Raw genomic sequence first — 17,194 nt, forward strand, 5'->3', positions numbered from 1 at the left:
TCTGGACCATCTTGAGCTTGAAGCTCTCATCGTATTTCGTCATGAAAAACACCCCAAAGGTTGGACTGGTGTCCAACTTTTGGGGTGCAGTTCAGACCAGCCTGTGCAGTTTTTTTATGTCCAGACGCGCCTGGTTGACGCTATTTCGCCAGTGGCAAGGACTGCCGGGTGCAGCAACTCACGGCCCAGGTCACCAACACGCCCAGCGGCACACCAAACACCGCGGCCAACGTGGGCTGGATGCCCCACCACAGATGGGCAGAAGCCTGCGCCCCGGGCGCCAGGCTGTTGATCGGCATGTTGATGACCATGTAGTACAACGTGATGCCCAGGCCGGCTGCCATGCCGCACACGGCGCCCTGCCGCGTCGCGCCGCGCCAGTACAGGCCCAGCAGCATGGCCGGCACAAAGGCGGCAGCCGCAATCGAGAACGAGGCCGACACCAGCACCAGAATGCCCGAGCTGCGCACCGAAGCGACGGCCGCCGCCGCCAACGCCACCAGCAGCAAGGTGAACTTGGACAAGATCACGCGCTGCTGCGGCGTGACCGACTTGCCCCGTTCAACCAGGTAGAGATCGCGCACCAGCGCATTGCTGATGGTCAGCAGCAGGCCATCGGCGGTGGATAGCGCAGCGGCCAGCCCCCCGGCCGCCACCAGGCCCGAGACCACAAACGGCAGGCCGCCCAGCTCGGGCGTGGCCAGCATGATCAGGTCGGCGCCCAGGTGGATTTCGCCCCACTGCACAATGCCATCGTGGTTCACATCCTCGATCGACAGCAGGGCATTGTCCATGCGCGTCCACTGCGCAATCCAGGCCGGTAGTGCATCGAAATGGCTGCCCACCAGGCTTTGCATCACCTCCAGCTTGACTAGAGCTGCGAGCGCCGGCGCACTGGTGTAGAGCAGCACCACAAAGAACAGGGTCCAGACCACCGAGCTGCGCGCCGCCGCCGGGCTGGGCAAGGTGTAGTAGCGGGTCAGCAAATGCGGCAGGCCGGCGGTGCCCAGCATCAGGCAGAACATCAGCGCCATGAAGTTGCGGCGCGACAGGCTCTCCTGCTCCTGCGCGCTTTGCTCGGAGCCCAGCATCGGCGCATAGGGCAAGGTGTGCTGCGGCATGCCGCCCAGCGGCTGGGCACGCGCATAGTTCTCGCGCATCGCGGCGGTCCAGAGCTCGCGCGCGCTGGCCTCGTCCTGCGGCAGGGCTGCCAGCTCGCGCCCGGCAGCTAGCACCTGGTTCAGGTCGGCATTGCTGATGCGCAGCTGCTGCACTTTCTCCTGCAGGCGCGTGCGCTCGGCCTCCAGCGCGACGGGGATGTTGCGCAGCCGCGATTCATACAGCATGCCCTTTTGCAAATACACCAGCTCCACATCGCGCTCGGCCGAATCACTTAGCAGCTCTTTTTCATACTCGGCGATCTTGCCCAGGTCCTGGGTGTAGGCCACGGCGGCAACCGGGTTGCCCAGGCGCTGGTAGGCCAGCCAGGACACCGGAATCAAGAAGGCCAGCAGGATCATCACGTACTGCGCCACCTGGGTCCAGGTGATGGCACGCATGCCCCCCAGAAAGGAGCAGACCAGCACACCGCCCAGGCCCAGCATGATGCCGATCTCGAACTGCACGCCGGTGAGCCGCGAGGCGATCAGGCCCACCGCATAGATCTGCGCCACCACATAGGAAAACGAGCACATCACCGCGGCCACTGCGGCAATCACGCGCGGCCAGCGCCCGCCATAGCGCAGCTGGAAAAAATCGGGCAAGGTGTAGAGATTGAGCGCCCGCAGCTGCGGCGCAATCAGCAGCGCCACCAGCACAAAGCCGCCGCTCCAGCCCAGCAGGTAGGCCAGGCCACCGGCTTGCTGGCTGGTGCCGGCGAAGCCCTGCAAATACAACGCACCCGAGAGCGACAAAAACGACGCCGCGCTCATCCAGTCGGCCGCCGTGGCCATGCCGTTGTAGACCGGCGGTATGCGCCGCCCGGCGACGTAGTACTCCTCCGAATCGGCCGTACGCCCCCAGACACCGATGGCCGCATACATCATCACCGGCACAAACAGGAACAGCGGGCCGATCCACTGGCGCGATAGACCGGCGCGCTCGGCCCAGGCCACCAGGCCGATGAAGCAGCCCAGGCCCAGCAGGTACAGTACAAAGAACTTATGGTTTCGTGCCATGGTCAGTGCGGGCAACCTGCACATCCTTCTCCGGGTGGCGGTGCATGTACAAGGCGTAGCCAGCGACCAGCAGCACATACAGCACCGGCAGCACCGATGCGCCGTACAGATAGGCCGTGCCATTGCCCCAGATGGCATCGATCTCGGGCGCCCAGTACAGGCCGCCAAAGGTGCTGAGCACAAGCACCAGCAAGACCAGCAGCTTCATCGCGTTGAGCGGCATGGTCTCAAAAGGGGCAGATTGGTTGGGCGTGGGATCCATCGGGGCCTTTCAAGCCATAGGACAGTAATAGCCATCATTCTTGCATTTTGTCGCAGATGGGACTGCTTTGCCCAGCGCCCTAGGGGAAGCACGGTAATGGTCCACCAGCCCGCTTTTGATAATCCCCGAGGAGGCCAGGGCCAGGCAGCAGCCAGTCCGGGCACCGCCCATTGACGACAAAAACAGACAGGAGACAAGCATGACCCTTCGCACATCCACCGCTGCTGCCAGCTTGCTGGCATGCGCCACCTTGGCCGTCCAGGCCGCCGGCATCTCCGATGACAAGGTCAAAATCGGCGTGCTCAGCGACATGTCGGGCCAGTATGCGGACTCGGGCGGCAAGGGCTCGGTCGAGGCGGCCAAGATGGCGGTCGAGGACTTCGGTGGCAAGGTGCTGGGCAAGCCGGTGGAGGTGGTGTTTGCCGACCACCAGAACAAGGCCGATATCGGCGGCACCAAGGCACGCCAGTGGTGGGATGCCGAAGGCGTGGACATGATCGTCGACATCAACAACTCGGCCATCGCCGGTGCGGTGTTCACGATGGCCAAGGAGCGCAACAAGGTTGCCATCAGCACGGGCGCGCTGTCCACCGGGCTGACCAATGAATTCTGCGGTCCCACCACGGTTCACTACACGGTGGATTCCTACTCGCTGGGCAAGTCTGCGGTACAAAGTATTTTGGCCCAGGGCAAGAAGGACTGGTACATCGTGGCCGTTGACTACGCCTACGGCAAGGTGACGGCAGCCACCGTTACCGACTTCGTCAAGGAAGGCGGTGGCAAGGTGCTGGGCACCGTCTACCACCCCTTCAATGCCAGCGATTTTTCGTCCTTCATGATGCAGGCCCAGGCCAGCAAGGCCCAGGTGATCGCGCTGGCCAATGCCACGCAGGACACCGTCAACTCCATCAAGACGGCGCGCGAGTTCGGCATGACCAAGAACCTCACCTTTGTGCCCCAGCTCATCTACATCAACGATGCCCACGCAATGGGGCTGGAGCTGGGCCAGGGCCTGACCTTTGCGACTGCGTTCTACTGGGACCGCAACGATGCCTCGCGCGAGTGGTCCAAAAAATACCAGGCCCGCATGAAGAAGATGCCGTCGATGAACCAGGCCAGCGTCTACTCGGCCGTCACCCAGTACCTCAAGGCCATCGAGGCGGCCGGCACCGACGACGGCCTGACCGTGACCAAGCAGCTCAAGACCATGAAGATCAACGACATGTTCTCGCAAAACGGCTATGTGCGCGAAGACGGCCGCATGGTGCATGACATGTTCCTGGTGCAGATGAAGACGCCCAAGGAATCCAAGGGCCCCTGGGACTACTACAAGATCCTGGACACCATCCCGGGTGAGCAGGCCTTCCAGCCGCTGTCCAAGAGCACCTGCTCGCTGGTCACGCAAAAGTAAGCGCAGTTGCCAGGCGGGCTTGCGGTGAGCGCCTGCCTGTGCAGCTTACAAATAAAAACGATTGGGTGCTGCGCCCTTTAACCCCTTGCGGGTAGATGGCGCGATTCAGGGCAGACCACCACTTCTGCAAAGCCCTGCCATGCACGCCATCCTTTCCCCCATCGCGGCTTCCTCCAGCAAGCGCCGCAGCCTCCAAGCCCTGGCCTCGCTGGCCCTGCTGGCCAGCAGCCTCGTGGTCAGCCTGCCCGCGCAGGCCAGCCAGTTGGCCGATGTGCAGATCATCGACCGCAGCAGCGGCCAGCGTCTGCCGCTGTACTACCACCAAGGCGAGTACTGGGTGGCGGGCCAGCCGGGCAGCAGCTACGCAGTCGATATCAAGAACCGCAGCCGAGGCCGCATCCTTGCCGTGCTCAGCATTGATGGCATCAACGCCATCAGCGGCCAGGCTGCCGCCGCCGTGCCTGACGATGGCTATGTGCTCGGCAGCCGCCAGCAATGGGCCATCCAGGGCTGGCGCAAGAGCGACCAGCAGGTGGCAGCCTTCTACTTCTCGCACAGCGAAGACTCGTACGCCGCACGCACCGGCCGGCCCCGCGATATCGGCGTGATTGGGGTGGCGGTGTTCCGCGAGCGCGAACCCCAACCCCAGCCCCCCATCCTGCGCAACAGCGAGGCGCAGAAAAGTGCGACACCGGCCGCCGAGGCCAGTGGTGCCGATAGCGCCGACAGGGCCGCGCCCGCCATGCCGCCGCCATCCAGCCCTGCCACCTCTGCCGTGCCCCATGCCTCGGTCGCTGCAGAATCCCGCCAGGCCGCTGCCCCAGCGCCTGTGCCGCCGCGCCTGGGCACCGGCCATGGCGCGCTGGAGCGCTCCGTCACGCGGACCACGGAGTTCCACAGCGCCAGCAGCAGCCCGGCGCAGATCATCCGCATCCGCTACGACAGCTATGCCAACCTGGTGGCCCAGGGCGTCATCCGCGCACCGCAGCCCGCCGTGCAGCCGGCGCCCCGCCCTTTTCCGGCATCGCCCTCTGGCTATGTACCTGATCCGCCTGCCTACTGAAGGCTTGCCGCCGCGGCCATGGCCGGGCTGCGGCCTGCGATTTTCTCCACATCCGGCACCAGCGGGCGCAGGCTTTTGCATAATCTGTCGCATGCAAGATGCAATGCAAGACGACCAAGCCCTGATGCTGGCCTACGCCGGCGGCCAGGTTGCGGCCTTCGAGCAGCTCTACCAACGCCACAGCCAGCGCCTATGGCGCTATTTTTTCCGCAATACCGGCAATGCCGCGCTGGCCGATGACCTGGCGCAGGAGACCTGGTTTGCCGTGGTCGATGGCGCCACGCGCTACCAACCCGAGGCAAAGTTCAGTACCTGGGCTTTCACCTTGGCCCACCACAAGCTGGTGGACCACTGGCGCCGCCACAAGGCCCACCGCAGCCTGGATGAAGAGGACAGCGAAGGCATGCGCCTGGCCGAAACCTTGTTTGCCAACTCCGGCTTTGACCCCGAACGCCTGCAGGGCCGCAAGGACCTGGCCCGCGCCCTGCTCGATGCCCTGGCCCAGTTGCCGCCCGAGCAGCGCGAGGCGTTTTTGCTGCAGGCCGAGGCCGATATGTCCGTAGCCGACATTGCGGCGGCCACGCAGGTGACCCAGGAAACCGCCAAAAGCCGCTTGCGCTATGCCCGCGCCAAACTGCGCCAGGCCATGGAGGTGACCGCATGACCGCGCCGCAAGACCCCAAGCGCTCCGATGCCCTGGTCGACCTGTACCGCGAGGCCAGCGCGCAGGATGCCGGCCCCAGCGCTGCCAGCACCGCGCAGATCCTGGCCCATGCGCGCGCTAAAGCAGCACAGAACCCAGTCACGCCCGCCGATCTGGACAGCAGTGGCCAGCAAGGCCAGCACTTTGAAGGCGAGGCCGCCAATGATCGCCGCTGGTGGCTGCAAGCCCTGGGCAGCCTGGCCGCCATTGGCCTGGTCAGTTGGCTGGCGCTGCAGCACCTGCATGAACCCGGTGCGCCACAGCTGGAGGCCCCGCAGATGGACAGCGCGCCCAGCGCGGCATCGGCACCGCCGCCCCCACCTGCCGCGCCCGTTGCAGCTGCTGCTGACAGGGCTGCCAGCCCCGACAGCGCCAAGATGCGCAGCGAAGCCGCGCCTATGGGCAAAGCAGCCAACCCTGCCGCCGATGCGGCGCCCCCGCCGCTCCCCGCCTCTGCGGCTGGCGCGGGCATGGGCAGCGCCAATACCCGGCCTTCGCCGACCATCGCCCCCGCACCGCAGGCAGAACGCCGCATGCCCCCGGCAGTCGCGCCGACGCCTGTAGCACCGCCCATGCCAGCACCCGCTGCAGCCGCCGTCGCACCCGCTGCCAGAAAGCAGGCTGCCGAGCGGCCAGCAGCACCGATGGCCGCAGCACCGGCGGCATCAGAAGCGGGCTCCGCACTGGCGGCAGCGCCCACCTTGCTCCCATGTGGCCCCGATCTGGATGCCCAGGCCTTGGCCGAACAGCGCCGCCGCATCCAGGCCTATGACAAGGCCATGGCCGCTGGCTTGCCTGCACCTGCGCCAGTGCCGCTGTGCCGCCCAGCACCTGCCCACGAGGCAGAACCTGCGCAGCCGGTAGACAGCCGCTGAGTCCCCTCGCCCAACGCGGCGCCGACATAAAAAAACAGGCCTGCATATTGCAGGCCTGTTGGCTTGGTATCAGCGGAGAAGTTGCGCAGGATGTGCGCCGACCTAAACCATCAGGTCATAAAGCCCATAACCAAAGCCTGCCACACCAATGGCCAGCAGCAGGCAAGACGCTACCAGCAAGATGCGCTTTTCGCGGGCGGGCGAAATCAAGCTGCGCACCAGAAGCGCAATCAGCCCCAGCATGCTGAAATCCAGCACCACCCAGACGACGGTGAGCACCGCCAGGCTGTGGTCGGGGGCGGGCAGCACGCCAATGAACTGGGGCAGAAACGACGCAAAGAAAATGATGTCCTTGGGGTTGGAGATGCCGAGGATAAAGCCCTGGCTGAAGCCACCCTGCTTGCTGCCGGGGGCCGGCTCGGCCGACACGGCGCTGCCGGCTTGGGCATCCATGGCCAGCGCATCGCGGACCATGCCCCAGGCGATCCAGACGATATAGAGGCAGCCCGCGAGGCGCACCAGCTTGAAGGCAGACTCGTCAATGACCAGCAAGCCCTTGATCAGCAGTGCCGACAGAAAAATCAGCACCAGCGATGCCAGGTTGGTGCCGCAGATGGTGGCAAATGCATGGCGCATGCCGCCCACCAGGCCGGCCCGGGCCACCAGCAAGGTCACGGGGCCGGGGGTGATCAGCAAGGTAATGACCGACAGCGCAAACAGAAAAACCAGCGAGAGATTGAGTTCAGACATGGGCAGCAGATAGCGGGAAGAACGCGCGCCTGCGGTGCAGGGCAAAGCAGACGATTGTGCCGCGAAGCCTAGGGCAATTCAATGCTTGGCAGCAGCGCCATGCTGCGGGCCTATCTCCCGCCCATCGCCATGGGCAAGCAGGGGCAGCTTGCCGGAGGCCAAGGCCTGCAGTTACATTGAAACGATAAAGATTCTCATTTAGATTTGAAACCATGTCTCCAGCACCTTCTCCATCCACCACCGCGGCCTCCAACAAGACGGCCTTGATGAACAGCCCCCTGGGCAAGGCCCTGTCCGTCTTCTCCGCCTTGCTGCTGCTGGCAGCCATTGCGGCATCGGTGATGCGCCTGTCGCTCAACGGCTGGGGGGCCATGGTCTGGCTGGCGTCATTCACTGTCATGGTGCTGATCCGCGCGCCCCATGCCCAGCGCAACCGCGCCAACGAGATCACTGGCGGCCGCACCGACTGGGTGGAGCGCCTGCTGCTGCTGGCCATGTTCGCAACCATGATGGCCTTGCCGCTGCTGCAGCTGGCCACCGGCGTGCTGGGCTTTGCCGACTACGCACTGCCCGCCTGGGCAACCTGGTTGGGCGCGCTGCTGCAGCTGCCTTATCTGTGGTTGTTCTGGCGCAGCCATACCGACCTGGGCCGCAACTGGAGCCCGGGCCTGGAGCTGCGCCGCACCCATGAGCTCGTCACCCACGGTGTCTACCAGCGCGTGCGCCACCCCATGTATGCCGCGATCTGGCTGGCTGCATTGACGCAACCACTGCTGATCCACAACGCCATCGCCGGCCTGCTGGTCATCCCCGCATTTGCGGCGATGTGGTTTATCCGCGTGCCCCATGAAGAGGCGATGATGCGCGCCGAATTTGGCGACAGCTATGACCTGTACTGCGAGCGCGCAGGCCGCCTGATGCCACGTTAGGAGCCGCGCGCAGGCAACAAAAAACCGGGCCCATCGCCCGGTTGCTTGCTGCGGTTTGCGCCTGCTTAAATCGCAATCCCCAGGTCATCCCAGTCCGCCAGCTTGCCACCGGCGGCGGTGAATTTTTGGTAGGCGCTTTGGCGCTCGGCGTCGATCTCGGTATTGCTGGCGCCGCGCTTCCAGTAGCCGGCGATGGACACATCGGCCTTGTCCATGCCCAGCTCCGACTGGAAGTACTTGCGAATCGCGCGCATCTCGTCGCGCTCGCCCGCGCCCCAGATCACATGGCCCGCTGCGTTCTCCAACTGGCGCGCCTGCTGCAGCAATTGATCGCGGCCATGGCCTGGCAAACGATGCAACTGCAAACCGGGTACCGATGGCAGTTCTGCGATTCCATGCACATCGTCGCTGGCAATCCAGCCCACACCGCCCAGCCCTGCGGGCCAGCGTTGCAAGATGGAGTACAGCGCGGGCAGGCCGGAGTCATCACAGAACAGCGCCACCGGCCGGCCGTTCGATGCGGGCAGCACGATATTGACGCGGGGGCCCGTGAGCCGCACCTGCTGGCCAATGGTGGCCTGCGCGGCCCAGCGCATCATGGGGCTGTCGCCGCCATGCATCACCACATCAAACTCGGCGCAGCGCGTTTGCGGCGCAAAGCTTCGCACCGTGTAGACGCGCGAGACCGCAGGGGCCTGCAGATCCGGGTAGACGCGGAAAGCCACATTGGCCTCATCCCAGACCGGGTCGTTGCCGACATCGCCCAGATGCATGCTCACGCGCAAGGTGTGCGAGGATGGGCGCTGCAGCGAGACGATGGTCGCATCCACCTGGTGCAGACCACGCTGGTGCTCTTGGTCACGGGGCGCCTGCGGCGCCGCTGTGCTGGAAGACGTTTGGGGAGAAGCGGAGGAATTGGACATCGAACCACAGACCGCGAGGGCCATCGAGTGCGTGGAGAAAAGAGCTTGGCTGGCTAGCAGACCCATGGGCCTACCGGTGGCTAGCAAAAACGACCTTGGAGACGCTGAGGTCCCGGGTCGCCCCACGATGAAACGGATGCGGAGAGCAGTGCTATGGCTGAAGCTCTCGATGGCTGGATCATAAATCAGTTGAGAATGAATATCATTTAATACCCATGCCTTTCACGCAGCTTTTGCAGCCTTTGCAGCGAATTCCAGCCAGCTTCTAGGCAGCCTTGCTGGTCTCCACCATCTCCAGCGCCGCACCATGCGGCACCCGGATCAGGCGGCTGGCATCCACCCCATTGCTGGCGGCAATCGCCACCAAGCGCGTGTAGGCCGCTTCGTCAATGCTTGGCGTGCGAGACAGAATCCAGGCGTACTTGGCCGCATCCCCCACTACCACCGCATGGCCTGCATCGTGGTCGACATAGACCACATGGTAGCCAGCATACAAGGGGCGGAAGAACGACACCTTGAGCGAACCCACCTCGGGGCCGGACAGCAGCTTGGCCACGGCAGTCGCCGACTTCCATTGGCCGCGCTCGGGGTCAAAGCCACGGTTGGTGACCTGCACCGTGCCGTCGTCCTGCAGGCGGTAGTCTGCGGTGCAAGAAGTCAGCCCGCGCTCAAACACATAGTCAATCCGCGCCAGCTCATACCAGTGGCCCATGTAATGCTCGGCATCGAAGTCCTGCACGGGGCGGACATTCTTGGGCACCCGCACCCGCTGGCCGGTGTACCACAGGGCTGACACCGCTGCCGTCAAGGCCATGGCCAGCTTCAGGGAAGAGGTTCTGGAGGAGGCCGATGCCTCAGGTGTGCGGCGCATAAGCGAGTTCCTTCATACAAAACCCTTTTGTACCGCCGATGGCAAGCCGCCTGCGTAGGCCTTGCCACGGCAGCGGCCTAGGTCAATTCCGACAAGGGCTTGTTGCGCAGGCCAGGTGCCGGCACAGCAGCATCAGCTACCTTTTTTGGGCACCACATTCTTGGGCAGCACCATCAGCACAAACAGCGCGAACAAGGTGCACAAAATCGCAGCGGCCTCTTCGCCCGCACCCACGGCCATACCGATCGCCGCAGTGAACCAGATGCCAGCAGCCGTGGTGAGGCCCTTCACATCTTCGGTGTTTTCCTTGGCGGGTTTCAAGATGGCACCGGCACCCAAAAAGCCCACGCCGGCAATCAAGCCCTGGATCACGCGGCTGGAATCCATCGGCGTCATGCCCATCAGCTGCGCCACCGCCAAAAAGGTGGCAGCGCCCATCGCCACCAGCATGTGCGTGCGCAAGCCGGCGGCCTTGCCGCTGGCCTCTCTTTCATAACCCAGCATGCCGCCCAATAGCGCCGCCAACAGCAGTTTGAAAATAATGCGCGTGGCCTGCGCCAGATCGGTCAGATCAGACAGTTCGCCGGCGACGGTATTGACGATGGTTTGGAACGCGGAGTCAGAGGAATTCATGGCCCAGGCCTTGTGGCATCACGCAGCAAAGCGGCCACATTCGATGGCCGCCTGCCTGCAGAATAAAAAAGGCCTCCCTCACAAAAGCCAGGGAGGCTGGTTGAATTACCAGCGGTAATTGTTCTTGGTTTCCCAATCCTTGACCTGCTGTTCTGCAGCGTCCTTGGCAATACCTTCGCGCTCTTGAATGCGGCCCACCAGCTGCTCGCGCTGACCATCTACCACGTCCAGATCGTCATTGGTCAGCTTGCCCCATTGCTCTTGCACTTTGCCCTTGAATTGCTTCCAGTTGCCTTTGATCGTGTCTTCGTTCATCTGTCACTCCTTGAGGGTTGCGGGTTGGTCGGTTGCTGTGGTTCCAGTGTCACCGCATCAGCAGCCCCGCATTGCAGTCGCTCAAGCAGCATTACCGTAAGGGCTCTCCCACAGCGTGCAAAACACGGTAGCTTTGCAGAGGGTCCCTAAGCATTTTCTATGGCCATTAAATAATCAGTACATCTTGTAAAGCGCATACTGGGAGATGGCGACGAGGAGCGGCCTCGCATAGAACCGGCATTCCAGCGATATTCAAGGAGTTGAAAGCCATGACTTATGCATCCAAACCCCTTCCGGCTCAGGCACTGAGCCCGGAAGAGATTCAAGCCCGTTATGAAAAGGACCGAATTTCTTACCCCGATGGTGTTCCCGACTCCCGCATCACCTGGATAGAAAGGCCAGAATACAAAGGCAATGAACTGAGCTACCGTGGCCAGAAACCCAAGACCATCGTGACCTTGGGCAGTACCGCAGGTCCTACGAACCACTCCTGAGCACAGCGCTATTGGTGCAAGCAAACATGGCCCTTAGTAGGTGCGCGTAGAGCCACCGATTCATCTTTCCACCAGCCCTCTGACGAGGGCTTTTTCATTCGCGCAGCGGCATGCGCCGCATCTCGCACTGCGCCCCAGGGTTGTAAGCTTGTATTAGGACTCGGGTGCTAGCATCAAGGCTCGCAACACAACCTGTCTCTATCTGATGTCTCCGCTGAACGATGCGCAAGCCGCGCACGCCACACCGCTTGCAGGAAAGCTCTCCAACCGCGCATTCAACGCCCTGGCCCGCCACAACATCACGACCGTGGAAGAAGTCATCGCCGCCTATCCCGAGCGGCTGCTCAAGCTGGCCGGCTTTGGCCTGCAGTCCCTGCGCGAAGTCGAGGCCGTGTTCTTCCCCGGCCAGTGCTACCTGGCCGAACTCAAGGACGGCCAGCGCCCGACCAAGAAAATGCATGGCGCACCGCTGATCGGCTTGGGCCTGCACCCTGCGGCCTGAGCCACTGCCTTTCAGCAGCACTGAGATCAGCCCCGTTTAATCTTTGCGCTGGCCATATTTGTGCTGCGCGATGCGCTGCGCATGGTAGATGCCAGCATGCCCTGAGAACAGATAGGCTGCCACGCAAGCCACCGCCGCAAACGGCCCGATCTGTGGGCCAAACAGCTCCAGCGCCATCAAGGTGCAGGCGATGGGCGTGTTGGCGGCACCGGCAAACACGGCGACAAAGCCCAGGCCCGCCATCATGCCCAGCGGCATCTGCAACAGCGGCGCCAGCGCATTGCCCAAGGTGGCGCCGATGTAGAACAGCGGTGTCACTTCACCCCCCTTGAAGCCACTGTCGATGGAGGCCACCGTCATCAGCAGCTTGCCCACAAAGTCCCAGGGCGGCACAGGCTGCTGAAAGGCCTGCAGGATCTCCGGAATGCCCAGCCCCAGATAGCGGTAGGCGTCGCATGCCCATGCGACAACGGCAATCACCACACCACCGATAAAAGGCCGCATCGGCGCATAGGCAATCCGCCGCTTCATCCAGGCGCCCAGCCTGCGGGTCGCTGCCGCAAAGAGCATGCCCACCAGCCCAAACACGATGCCGGCAAGAGCGACAGCAATCACCGGCCACCAACCCATGGGTGCCAGCACACCCAGCGCGTAATGCGTGTGCTGCACACCCCAGGCCAGGCTGACCTGGTCCGCAATAATGGCGGCCCCCACACAGGGGAACAGCGCCTCATAGCGCATGCGCCCAATGGTGACCACCTCCATCCCAAAAACCGCCCCTGCCAACGATGTGCCAAACACCGATGCAAAGCCCGCGCTGATGCCCGCCATCAGCACAATGGGCCGGTCCTGCGCGGCGATCCGAAAGCGCTGGCTCAGCTGGTCTGCCAGCGCCCCGCCCATCTGCACTGCGGTGCCCTCGCGCCCCACAGATGCGCCAAACAAATGCGATACGACGGTGCTGGCCAAGGCCAGCGGCACCATGCGCAAAGGCAGCGTATTGTTGGGCGCATGCACCTCCTCCATGACGAGGTTGACACCGCCTTCCGCCGCCTTACCCAGCCGCTGGTAGACCCAGCCCACGGCCAGCCCCGCCAGCGGGAGCAGCCAGACCAGCCAGCGGTGGCTATCGCGCCAGGCCGTGGCCGCATCCAGCGCAAGAAGAAAGAAAGCCGAAGCGGTGCCTGCCAAGGCCGCCGCCAAGGCGGACAGCAGCAGCCATTTGCCCAGATGGGGCAGCAGCACAAGCGGTTCGAAAGAAGAGAGTTTGGGCATAGGGGTCAGCAGCGCGAATGTATCGGTCTGACCCTGCAAGGAATGTATACGCGGCAACGTCTACAGCCCCGAGCAGAGTCAGGTTCTGTAGACGTCATCAGCCGCATGGCGCGGCGGTTAAGGAGGAACGTCATCTCCTGGGTGGGGAGTATAGCGAGGGCGGTGTTTCCTCGCTTGGAATCCCATGTTTCCCCATGGCTGCTACCTTGCGAAGACGATCGGGGAGTGATGCTCGGGCCCATCTGGAGCATGGGGCTGCGCGCAATGACGCAGGACTACTTGGTGGCAGCAAAACGTACCAGGCTCTGAATATCGCTATTCCAGCCTTCCACCGCCAGCTTCTCGCCGCTGTGGAAAGGCACATCCGCCTTGATCGTTTTCTTGGAATAAAACGAACCAGCAATGGCAATGAGCAGTCCTATCAACGACCCCACTGGCCCAAAGACTAACCACCCCACCAGCATGAGCATGGGTATACCAATCAGAAGGCTAAATACGGAGAACTTGGTCTCTTTATTCACCTCGGAATTCACGGCAGCGACCTCAGTCGCGCGGCAAACGATTTTTCCACCACGCCATTGACGTAAAGCCGATTGTCTTGGCCTACATAGGCCTTTCCCTGAACGCCAAAACTGCCGCCTGTAATTTTCATAAGCCCTCCTGTTAAGAAAGAGGGATGCTACCAAATACACCTCCATCGTGATGTGCAGTTTTCACTGATCGCTGTCACCAACGCCTGGCGCCTTTTGCCGATCTGGCCCGTGCTTTTGCAGGACGCTTCAGAGGCAAGCGCCTGCACATCATTGATGCCTCGGCTACTTGGCTGGGCATATGGCCATGTTTATTGCGCCGGACTAAGCCCTCCGGTTCTAGCGCTCTATAAGATACTGCGATGAGCACACCAGCATGGGAGACAAGCACATGGCAGTTCCGCAATGGTTGAATCGCAGATCTGGCCTGATCGCCGCAGCCGTGTTGCTCGCGCTCAACGCCGTCGCAGCACCTGCCGCGCCCTCCCCGCAATACCCGGACGCCGCCGACAGCGACCCCATCAAACTGGGCTGGATGGTCGGATCACCACCGCCGGCCGACCGCATTCTGCGGTTTGAAGACGGCTCGTCTTTCCAGTTCCCGGCGATGCGCTGGAGTGTGGCGCACTTTCGCGAGCTGATGCCGACCGTGAATATCTCGCGCGGCCTGCGGCCTGCCGCGCCCCTGCCAAAGGCTCTGCGCGACGATATCGATAGCTTGGAATTCCAGCGCCTGGATACCGGAGAAAAGATGCGCTGGAGAGATTCGCTGGCCGCCAATTACACCGACGGCATCGTCGTGCTGCACCGGGGCCGCATCGTGTATGAGCGCTATGCCGGTGCCCTCCAACCCGATGGCCAGCATGCGGCCATGTCGGTCACCAAGTCCTTCATCGGCACATTGGCCGCGATGCTGGTCGCGGAAGGCAAACTCGACCCCGAGCGCAAGGTGGTGGACTATGTGCCTGAACTGGCCGTATCTGCGTTTGGCAGTGCCACCGTGCGCCAGGTGATGGACATGACCACCGGCATCCGGTTCAGCGAAGACTACGCCGATCCCAAGGCCGAGGTCTGGGCCCATGCGGCCGCAGGCAATCCGCTGCCCAAGCCCAAAGACTTTAGCGGCCCCCGCAGTTATTACGAGTTTCTGCAAACAGTACAAGCGCAAGGCCAGCATGGCGATGCCTTTGGCTACCGCACCGCCAATACTGACGCGCTGGGTTGGATAATTGCAAGGGTCAGCGGCCAGTCCGTCGCGCAACTCTTGTCCAGCCGCATCTGGAGCCGCCTGGGCGCCGAGCAGGATGCATACATGTCGGTAGACGCGACTGGCACTCCGTTTGCCGGCGGCGGCCTGAACACGGGCCTGCGAGACCTCGCCCGCTTTGGCGAGATGGTTCGCAACAACGGCTTCTTCAACAGCCAACAGATCATTCCTGCAGCTGCCATCGCCGACATCCGCCAAGGCGGCAAGCCCGCCGATTTCGCAAAAGCCGGCTATACCCTCTTGCCCGGTTGGAGCTACCGCAATATGTGGTGGGTCACGCACAACGACCACGGCGCATTTGCCGCACGCGGCGTGCATGGCCAAGCGCTCTATATCGATCCGAAAGCGGAGATGGTCATTGCCCGCTATGGCTCACACCCGGTGGCTGGTAATGCGGCAAATGACCCAACCTCATTACCGGCGTTTGAGGCGTTGGCGGGGTATTTGATGGAACACCGGCGCTAATATTTCAAGGCATTACTGTCGAAATAGCAGCCTCATGCACAACGACTATTTGCTGGCTTTTCACTCGATGGACAAGCTAGATCAGCTATCCGCGCTAGGACGGATGATCTTCAACCTATCCCTATGCGGGCGTGACAGCTACGCGGTCGACGGTGATGGCATTGAAAACCCATCCAGTTTCCGTCGAATTAATGAATTGATTCACAGAATTTCATCTCTGCATACGCAGATAGCCTCCGAAAGCAATCCGGATCTAGATTCCTACATCGTTGGTGTTTTCAACACCATCGATCATGAAATATCTTTGCTAAAAATCACTTGGTCCTATTTATTGGCTTAGCGATCATGATTGGGGCGGAGTATTAGTGGATGCAGGTTTCGATGATGCTTGCATGGCTGGCTCAGAAAGGAGAGCCCGCACTTGGCTGACCTTGGAATGTGGGCCTAGGGGGATCTGCCTAGCTGGGCTGCGGTGCTGGGATTCGATCCCAGGCATTAGCGACACATTGGCACTGGTCTCCCCGCCCATCATCTTGATCTAGCACCCTTCAAGCTCTCGGGCATACCACGTACATGTCACCCTTGCAGACAAGCCTCATCGAATGGGGTTGCGGCTCGCTTCTTCTGGCACAGGGAAGCCCTCAGTAGAAGAACCCGCATCCTCATACCGCTTGGGTGCGGGCCGCCCTCGCTGCCGCTGGACATGAAAAAGCCTCGCACCAGGCGAGGCTCTCAGGAGGTGGCAGGGTGCTCAAAAAGCCTAAGCCGCTTGCCCCTCATTGCCGGCGATAGCCAAGGGATCGACCGAACCGCTCTTCACATAGATTTCGAATGGGCCAACGTTCAGACGATCGCCGCTGTGCAAGACCTTGCGCTTCACCTTGATGCCATCCATCACCACCCCGTTCAAGCTGTGGTGATCCTCGATCACCAGCACGCCAAAGCGCAAGGAGAACGCGCCATGGTCCCGGCTCACGCCTGGATCATTGAGGCAAATGACACTCTCGCGGAAGCGCCCAAAGGTCGTGAAGCCTTCTTGAAGGGTGATCGAGCGAGGCTCAGCGCTGGCTTTATGGGTTACGACGATTTCGGGAAGCATAGGGCACCTGTGTAGCGATGCCGCTCACTGGCAAAACACAGTGGCGGCACTCTTGGAAGTGGCCGAATTATCCTCTATGAGAGTACCAACACTCATATTAATAGTTTATATGCAACTAAATGCATCAACATTTCCCCCCTTCGCCCCCCCCGGCACACTGGAGGCTATGAGCCGTGTAGGATGCAGGGAGACGTTGAGACTTTGAATGCTGAACCGGGCCGCAGGATCCTTGGGCACCCAGTGGGCCTCCCCCAGTTTCCCGGACACATCCAATGACATGATGCGTTTAGGAGGCGGATATGCCAAGGACGAGAAAAACGTTTACGGACGAGTTCAAGCGGGAAGCTGTGAAGTTGGTCAAGCAACCAGGGGCGATGGTCACGCACATAGCGAGGGACCTGGGCATAAATCAGAGCGTGCTGCGGCGTTGGGTCAGCCAGGAGCAAGGCGGCGTCATGGACATGCGGGCCAACAAGCCCTTGCGCAGCGAGTCCGCCTCGGAGGTCGAGCGGCTTCAACGAGAACTGCGCCGCGTCACCACGGAGCGCGACATCCTAAAAAACGGCCATCGCACGCGCCGTACCGCCCCTTTGAAGAGAAACACGTGCAGGCCTAAGATAAGTCGTGCGTCTGGCAGTGGCCGACAGCTT

General features: G+C 62.2%; 20 protein-coding genes and 1 riboswitch. Of the genes, 9 read left to right on the forward strand and 11 right to left on the reverse strand.

Annotated features, from left to right (window positions below; translation table 11 throughout):
- Positions 1-140 precede the first annotated feature (140 nt).
- Both EDF71_RS24245 and EDF71_RS24250 read right to left on the reverse strand, forming a co-directional pair.
- Entirely contained in the window at positions 141-2,177 is a 2,037-nt protein-coding gene (locus EDF71_RS24245; protein WP_243854444.1) for a VC_2705 family sodium/solute symporter, read from the reverse strand.
- Positions 2,161-2,439, reverse strand: a complete 279-nt coding sequence (locus tag EDF71_RS24250; RefSeq protein ID WP_133859085.1) for a hypothetical protein — start codon at positions 2,437-2,439, stop codon at positions 2,161-2,163. The genes EDF71_RS24245 and EDF71_RS24250 overlap by 17 nt, the downstream gene beginning before the upstream one ends.
- A 199-nt stretch (positions 2,440-2,638) precedes the next feature.
- Here EDF71_RS24250 and EDF71_RS24255 point away from each other — a divergent pair, with 199 nt between their 5' ends.
- From EDF71_RS24255 to EDF71_RS24270, 4 genes are all read left to right on the forward strand, one after another.
- Positions 2,639-3,850 carry an ABC transporter substrate-binding protein gene (locus EDF71_RS24255; RefSeq protein ID WP_133859086.1) on the forward strand — a complete coding sequence of 404 codons (1,212 nt, stop codon included), beginning with the start codon at positions 2,639-2,641 and terminating at the stop codon, positions 3,848-3,850.
- Between the two features lie 139 nt (positions 3,851-3,989).
- The gene (locus tag EDF71_RS24260) at positions 3,990-4,913 is read left to right on the forward strand and encodes a hypothetical protein (RefSeq protein ID WP_243854445.1); all 924 of its coding nucleotides are present in this window, start codon (positions 3,990-3,992) and stop codon (positions 4,911-4,913) included.
- A 103-nt stretch (positions 4,914-5,016) separates the two neighbouring features.
- Complete coding sequence (locus tag EDF71_RS24265) at positions 5,017-5,577, forward strand: sigma-70 family RNA polymerase sigma factor (RefSeq protein ID WP_243854446.1); 561 nt, start codon at positions 5,017-5,019, stop codon at positions 5,575-5,577.
- Entirely contained in the window at positions 5,574-6,491 is a 918-nt protein-coding gene (locus tag EDF71_RS24270; protein WP_133859087.1) for a hypothetical protein, read from the forward strand. The genes EDF71_RS24265 and EDF71_RS24270 overlap by 4 nt, the downstream gene beginning before the upstream one ends.
- Positions 6,492-6,593: 102 nt before the next feature.
- On the opposite strand, the gene EDF71_RS24275 is transcribed toward EDF71_RS24270, so the two are convergent.
- A complete protein-coding gene (locus EDF71_RS24275) occupies positions 6,594-7,241 on the reverse strand; it encodes a LysE family translocator (RefSeq protein ID WP_133859088.1) in 648 nt (215 codons plus the stop codon).
- 212 nt (positions 7,242-7,453) lie between these two features.
- Here EDF71_RS24275 and EDF71_RS24280 point away from each other — a divergent pair, with 212 nt between their 5' ends.
- Positions 7,454-8,170 carry a protein-S-isoprenylcysteine O-methyltransferase gene (locus EDF71_RS24280; protein WP_208301130.1) on the forward strand — a complete coding sequence of 239 codons (717 nt, stop codon included), beginning with the start codon at positions 7,454-7,456 and terminating at the stop codon, positions 8,168-8,170.
- A 65-nt stretch (positions 8,171-8,235) separates the two neighbouring features.
- On the opposite strand, the gene EDF71_RS24285 is transcribed toward EDF71_RS24280, so the two are convergent.
- The 4 genes from EDF71_RS24285 to EDF71_RS24300 all read right to left on the reverse strand — a co-directional run bounded on the left by EDF71_RS24285 (position 8,236) and on the right by EDF71_RS24300 (position 10,912).
- Positions 8,236-9,093 carry an SIP domain-containing protein gene (locus EDF71_RS24285; RefSeq protein WP_208301131.1) on the reverse strand — a complete coding sequence of 286 codons (858 nt, stop codon included), beginning with the start codon at positions 9,091-9,093 and terminating at the stop codon, positions 8,236-8,238.
- 265 nt (positions 9,094-9,358) lie between these two features.
- Entirely contained in the window at positions 9,359-9,964 is a 606-nt protein-coding gene (locus EDF71_RS24290; protein WP_133859089.1) for a lipocalin family protein, read from the reverse strand.
- Between the two features lie 132 nt (positions 9,965-10,096).
- Complete coding sequence (locus EDF71_RS24295) at positions 10,097-10,597, reverse strand: MgtC/SapB family protein (protein WP_133859090.1); 501 nt, start codon at positions 10,595-10,597, stop codon at positions 10,097-10,099.
- A gap of 105 nt (positions 10,598-10,702) precedes the next feature.
- Positions 10,703-10,912, reverse strand: a complete 210-nt coding sequence (locus tag EDF71_RS24300; RefSeq protein ID WP_133859091.1) for a CsbD family protein — start codon at positions 10,910-10,912, stop codon at positions 10,703-10,705.
- 269 nt (positions 10,913-11,181) lie between these two features.
- On the opposite strand from EDF71_RS24300, the gene EDF71_RS24305 reads away from it, so the two are divergent.
- The gene (locus EDF71_RS24305) at positions 11,182-11,406 is read left to right on the forward strand and encodes a hypothetical protein (protein ID WP_133859092.1); all 225 of its coding nucleotides are present in this window, start codon (positions 11,182-11,184) and stop codon (positions 11,404-11,406) included.
- A 205-nt stretch (positions 11,407-11,611) separates the two neighbouring features.
- Positions 11,612-11,908, forward strand: a complete 297-nt coding sequence (locus EDF71_RS24310; RefSeq protein WP_133859093.1) for a DNA-directed RNA polymerase subunit alpha C-terminal domain-containing protein — start codon at positions 11,612-11,614, stop codon at positions 11,906-11,908.
- A 36-nt stretch (positions 11,909-11,944) separates the two neighbouring features.
- Here the strand turns inward: EDF71_RS24310 and EDF71_RS24315 are convergent, their stop codons facing one another.
- The 3 genes from EDF71_RS24315 to EDF71_RS25615 all read right to left on the reverse strand — a co-directional run bounded on the left by EDF71_RS24315 (position 11,945) and on the right by EDF71_RS25615 (position 13,835).
- Complete coding sequence (locus tag EDF71_RS24315) at positions 11,945-13,183, reverse strand: voltage-gated chloride channel family protein (protein ID WP_133859094.1); 1,239 nt, start codon at positions 13,181-13,183, stop codon at positions 11,945-11,947.
- An 81-nt stretch (positions 13,184-13,264) separates the two neighbouring features.
- Positions 13,265-13,330, reverse strand: a riboswitch (Fluoride riboswitch).
- A gap of 128 nt (positions 13,331-13,458) precedes the next feature.
- Positions 13,459-13,716, reverse strand: coding sequence for a hypothetical protein (locus EDF71_RS24320; protein ID WP_133859095.1), 258 nt, complete (start codon positions 13,714-13,716; stop codon positions 13,459-13,461).
- Positions 13,713-13,835: a hypothetical protein gene (locus EDF71_RS25615; RefSeq protein WP_279586307.1), complete on the reverse strand. Its 123-nt coding sequence runs from the start codon at positions 13,833-13,835 to the stop codon at positions 13,713-13,715. The genes EDF71_RS24320 and EDF71_RS25615 overlap by 4 nt, the downstream gene beginning before the upstream one ends.
- 413 nt (positions 13,836-14,248) lie before the next feature.
- Between EDF71_RS25615 and EDF71_RS24325 the strand changes: the two genes are divergently transcribed.
- Together EDF71_RS24325 and EDF71_RS24330 are read left to right on the forward strand one after the other, a co-directional pair.
- Positions 14,249-15,445 (forward strand): serine hydrolase, encoded by a 1,197-nt coding sequence (locus EDF71_RS24325; protein ID WP_243854447.1) that lies wholly within the window; start codon positions 14,249-14,251, stop codon positions 15,443-15,445.
- A 34-nt stretch (positions 15,446-15,479) separates the two neighbouring features.
- Positions 15,480-15,785, forward strand: coding sequence for a hypothetical protein (locus EDF71_RS24330; RefSeq protein WP_133859097.1), 306 nt, complete (start codon positions 15,480-15,482; stop codon positions 15,783-15,785).
- A 420-nt stretch (positions 15,786-16,205) separates the two neighbouring features.
- On the opposite strand, the gene EDF71_RS24335 is transcribed toward EDF71_RS24330, so the two are convergent.
- Positions 16,206-16,544 carry an FHA domain-containing protein gene (locus EDF71_RS24335; RefSeq protein ID WP_133859098.1) on the reverse strand — a complete coding sequence of 113 codons (339 nt, stop codon included), beginning with the start codon at positions 16,542-16,544 and terminating at the stop codon, positions 16,206-16,208.
- Between the last annotated feature and the right edge of the window lie 650 nt (positions 16,545-17,194).

The sequence above is a fragment of the Comamonas sp. JUb58 genome (genome assembly GCF_004364775.1).
Taxonomy (GTDB): domain Bacteria; phylum Pseudomonadota; class Gammaproteobacteria; order Burkholderiales; family Burkholderiaceae_C; genus Comamonas.

What these genes read in the sequence shown, in the direction of transcription:
- EDF71_RS24245 (WP_243854444.1), bottom strand. Translation starts at nt 2,177, where the DNA reads ATGGCACGAAACCATAAGTTCTTTGTACTGTACCTGCTGGGCCTGGGC.
- EDF71_RS24250 (WP_133859085.1), bottom strand. Translation starts at nt 2,439, where the DNA reads ATGGATCCCACGCCCAACCAATCTGCCCCTTTTGAGACCATGCCGCTC.
- EDF71_RS24255 (WP_133859086.1), top strand. Translation starts at nt 2,639, where the DNA reads ATGACCCTTCGCACATCCACCGCTGCTGCCAGCTTGCTGGCATGCGCC.
- EDF71_RS24260 (WP_243854445.1), top strand. Translation starts at nt 3,990, where the DNA reads ATGCACGCCATCCTTTCCCCCATCGCGGCTTCCTCCAGCAAGCGCCGC.
- EDF71_RS24265 (WP_243854446.1), top strand. Translation starts at nt 5,017, where the DNA reads ATGCAAGACGACCAAGCCCTGATGCTGGCCTACGCCGGCGGCCAGGTT.
- EDF71_RS24270 (WP_133859087.1), top strand. Translation starts at nt 5,574, where the DNA reads ATGACCGCGCCGCAAGACCCCAAGCGCTCCGATGCCCTGGTCGACCTG.
- EDF71_RS24275 (WP_133859088.1), bottom strand. Translation starts at nt 7,241, where the DNA reads ATGTCTGAACTCAATCTCTCGCTGGTTTTTCTGTTTGCGCTGTCGGTC.
- EDF71_RS24280 (WP_208301130.1), top strand. Translation starts at nt 7,454, where the DNA reads ATGTCTCCAGCACCTTCTCCATCCACCACCGCGGCCTCCAACAAGACG.
- EDF71_RS24285 (WP_208301131.1), bottom strand. Translation starts at nt 9,093, where the DNA reads ATGTCCAATTCCTCCGCTTCTCCCCAAACGTCTTCCAGCACAGCGGCG.
- EDF71_RS24290 (WP_133859089.1), bottom strand. Translation starts at nt 9,964, where the DNA reads ATGCGCCGCACACCTGAGGCATCGGCCTCCTCCAGAACCTCTTCCCTG.
- EDF71_RS24295 (WP_133859090.1), bottom strand. Translation starts at nt 10,597, where the DNA reads ATGAATTCCTCTGACTCCGCGTTCCAAACCATCGTCAATACCGTCGCC.
- EDF71_RS24300 (WP_133859091.1), bottom strand. Translation starts at nt 10,912, where the DNA reads ATGAACGAAGACACGATCAAAGGCAACTGGAAGCAATTCAAGGGCAAA.
- EDF71_RS24305 (WP_133859092.1), top strand. Translation starts at nt 11,182, where the DNA reads ATGACTTATGCATCCAAACCCCTTCCGGCTCAGGCACTGAGCCCGGAA.
- EDF71_RS24310 (WP_133859093.1), top strand. Translation starts at nt 11,612, where the DNA reads ATGTCTCCGCTGAACGATGCGCAAGCCGCGCACGCCACACCGCTTGCA.
- EDF71_RS24315 (WP_133859094.1), bottom strand. Translation starts at nt 13,183, where the DNA reads ATGCCCAAACTCTCTTCTTTCGAACCGCTTGTGCTGCTGCCCCATCTG.
- EDF71_RS25615 (WP_279586307.1), bottom strand. Translation starts at nt 13,835, where the DNA reads ATGAAAATTACAGGCGGCAGTTTTGGCGTTCAGGGAAAGGCCTATGTA.
- EDF71_RS24325 (WP_243854447.1), top strand. Translation starts at nt 14,249, where the DNA reads ATGGTCGGATCACCACCGCCGGCCGACCGCATTCTGCGGTTTGAAGAC.
- EDF71_RS24330 (WP_133859097.1), top strand. Translation starts at nt 15,480, where the DNA reads ATGCACAACGACTATTTGCTGGCTTTTCACTCGATGGACAAGCTAGAT.
- EDF71_RS24335 (WP_133859098.1), bottom strand. Translation starts at nt 16,544, where the DNA reads ATGCTTCCCGAAATCGTCGTAACCCATAAAGCCAGCGCTGAGCCTCGC.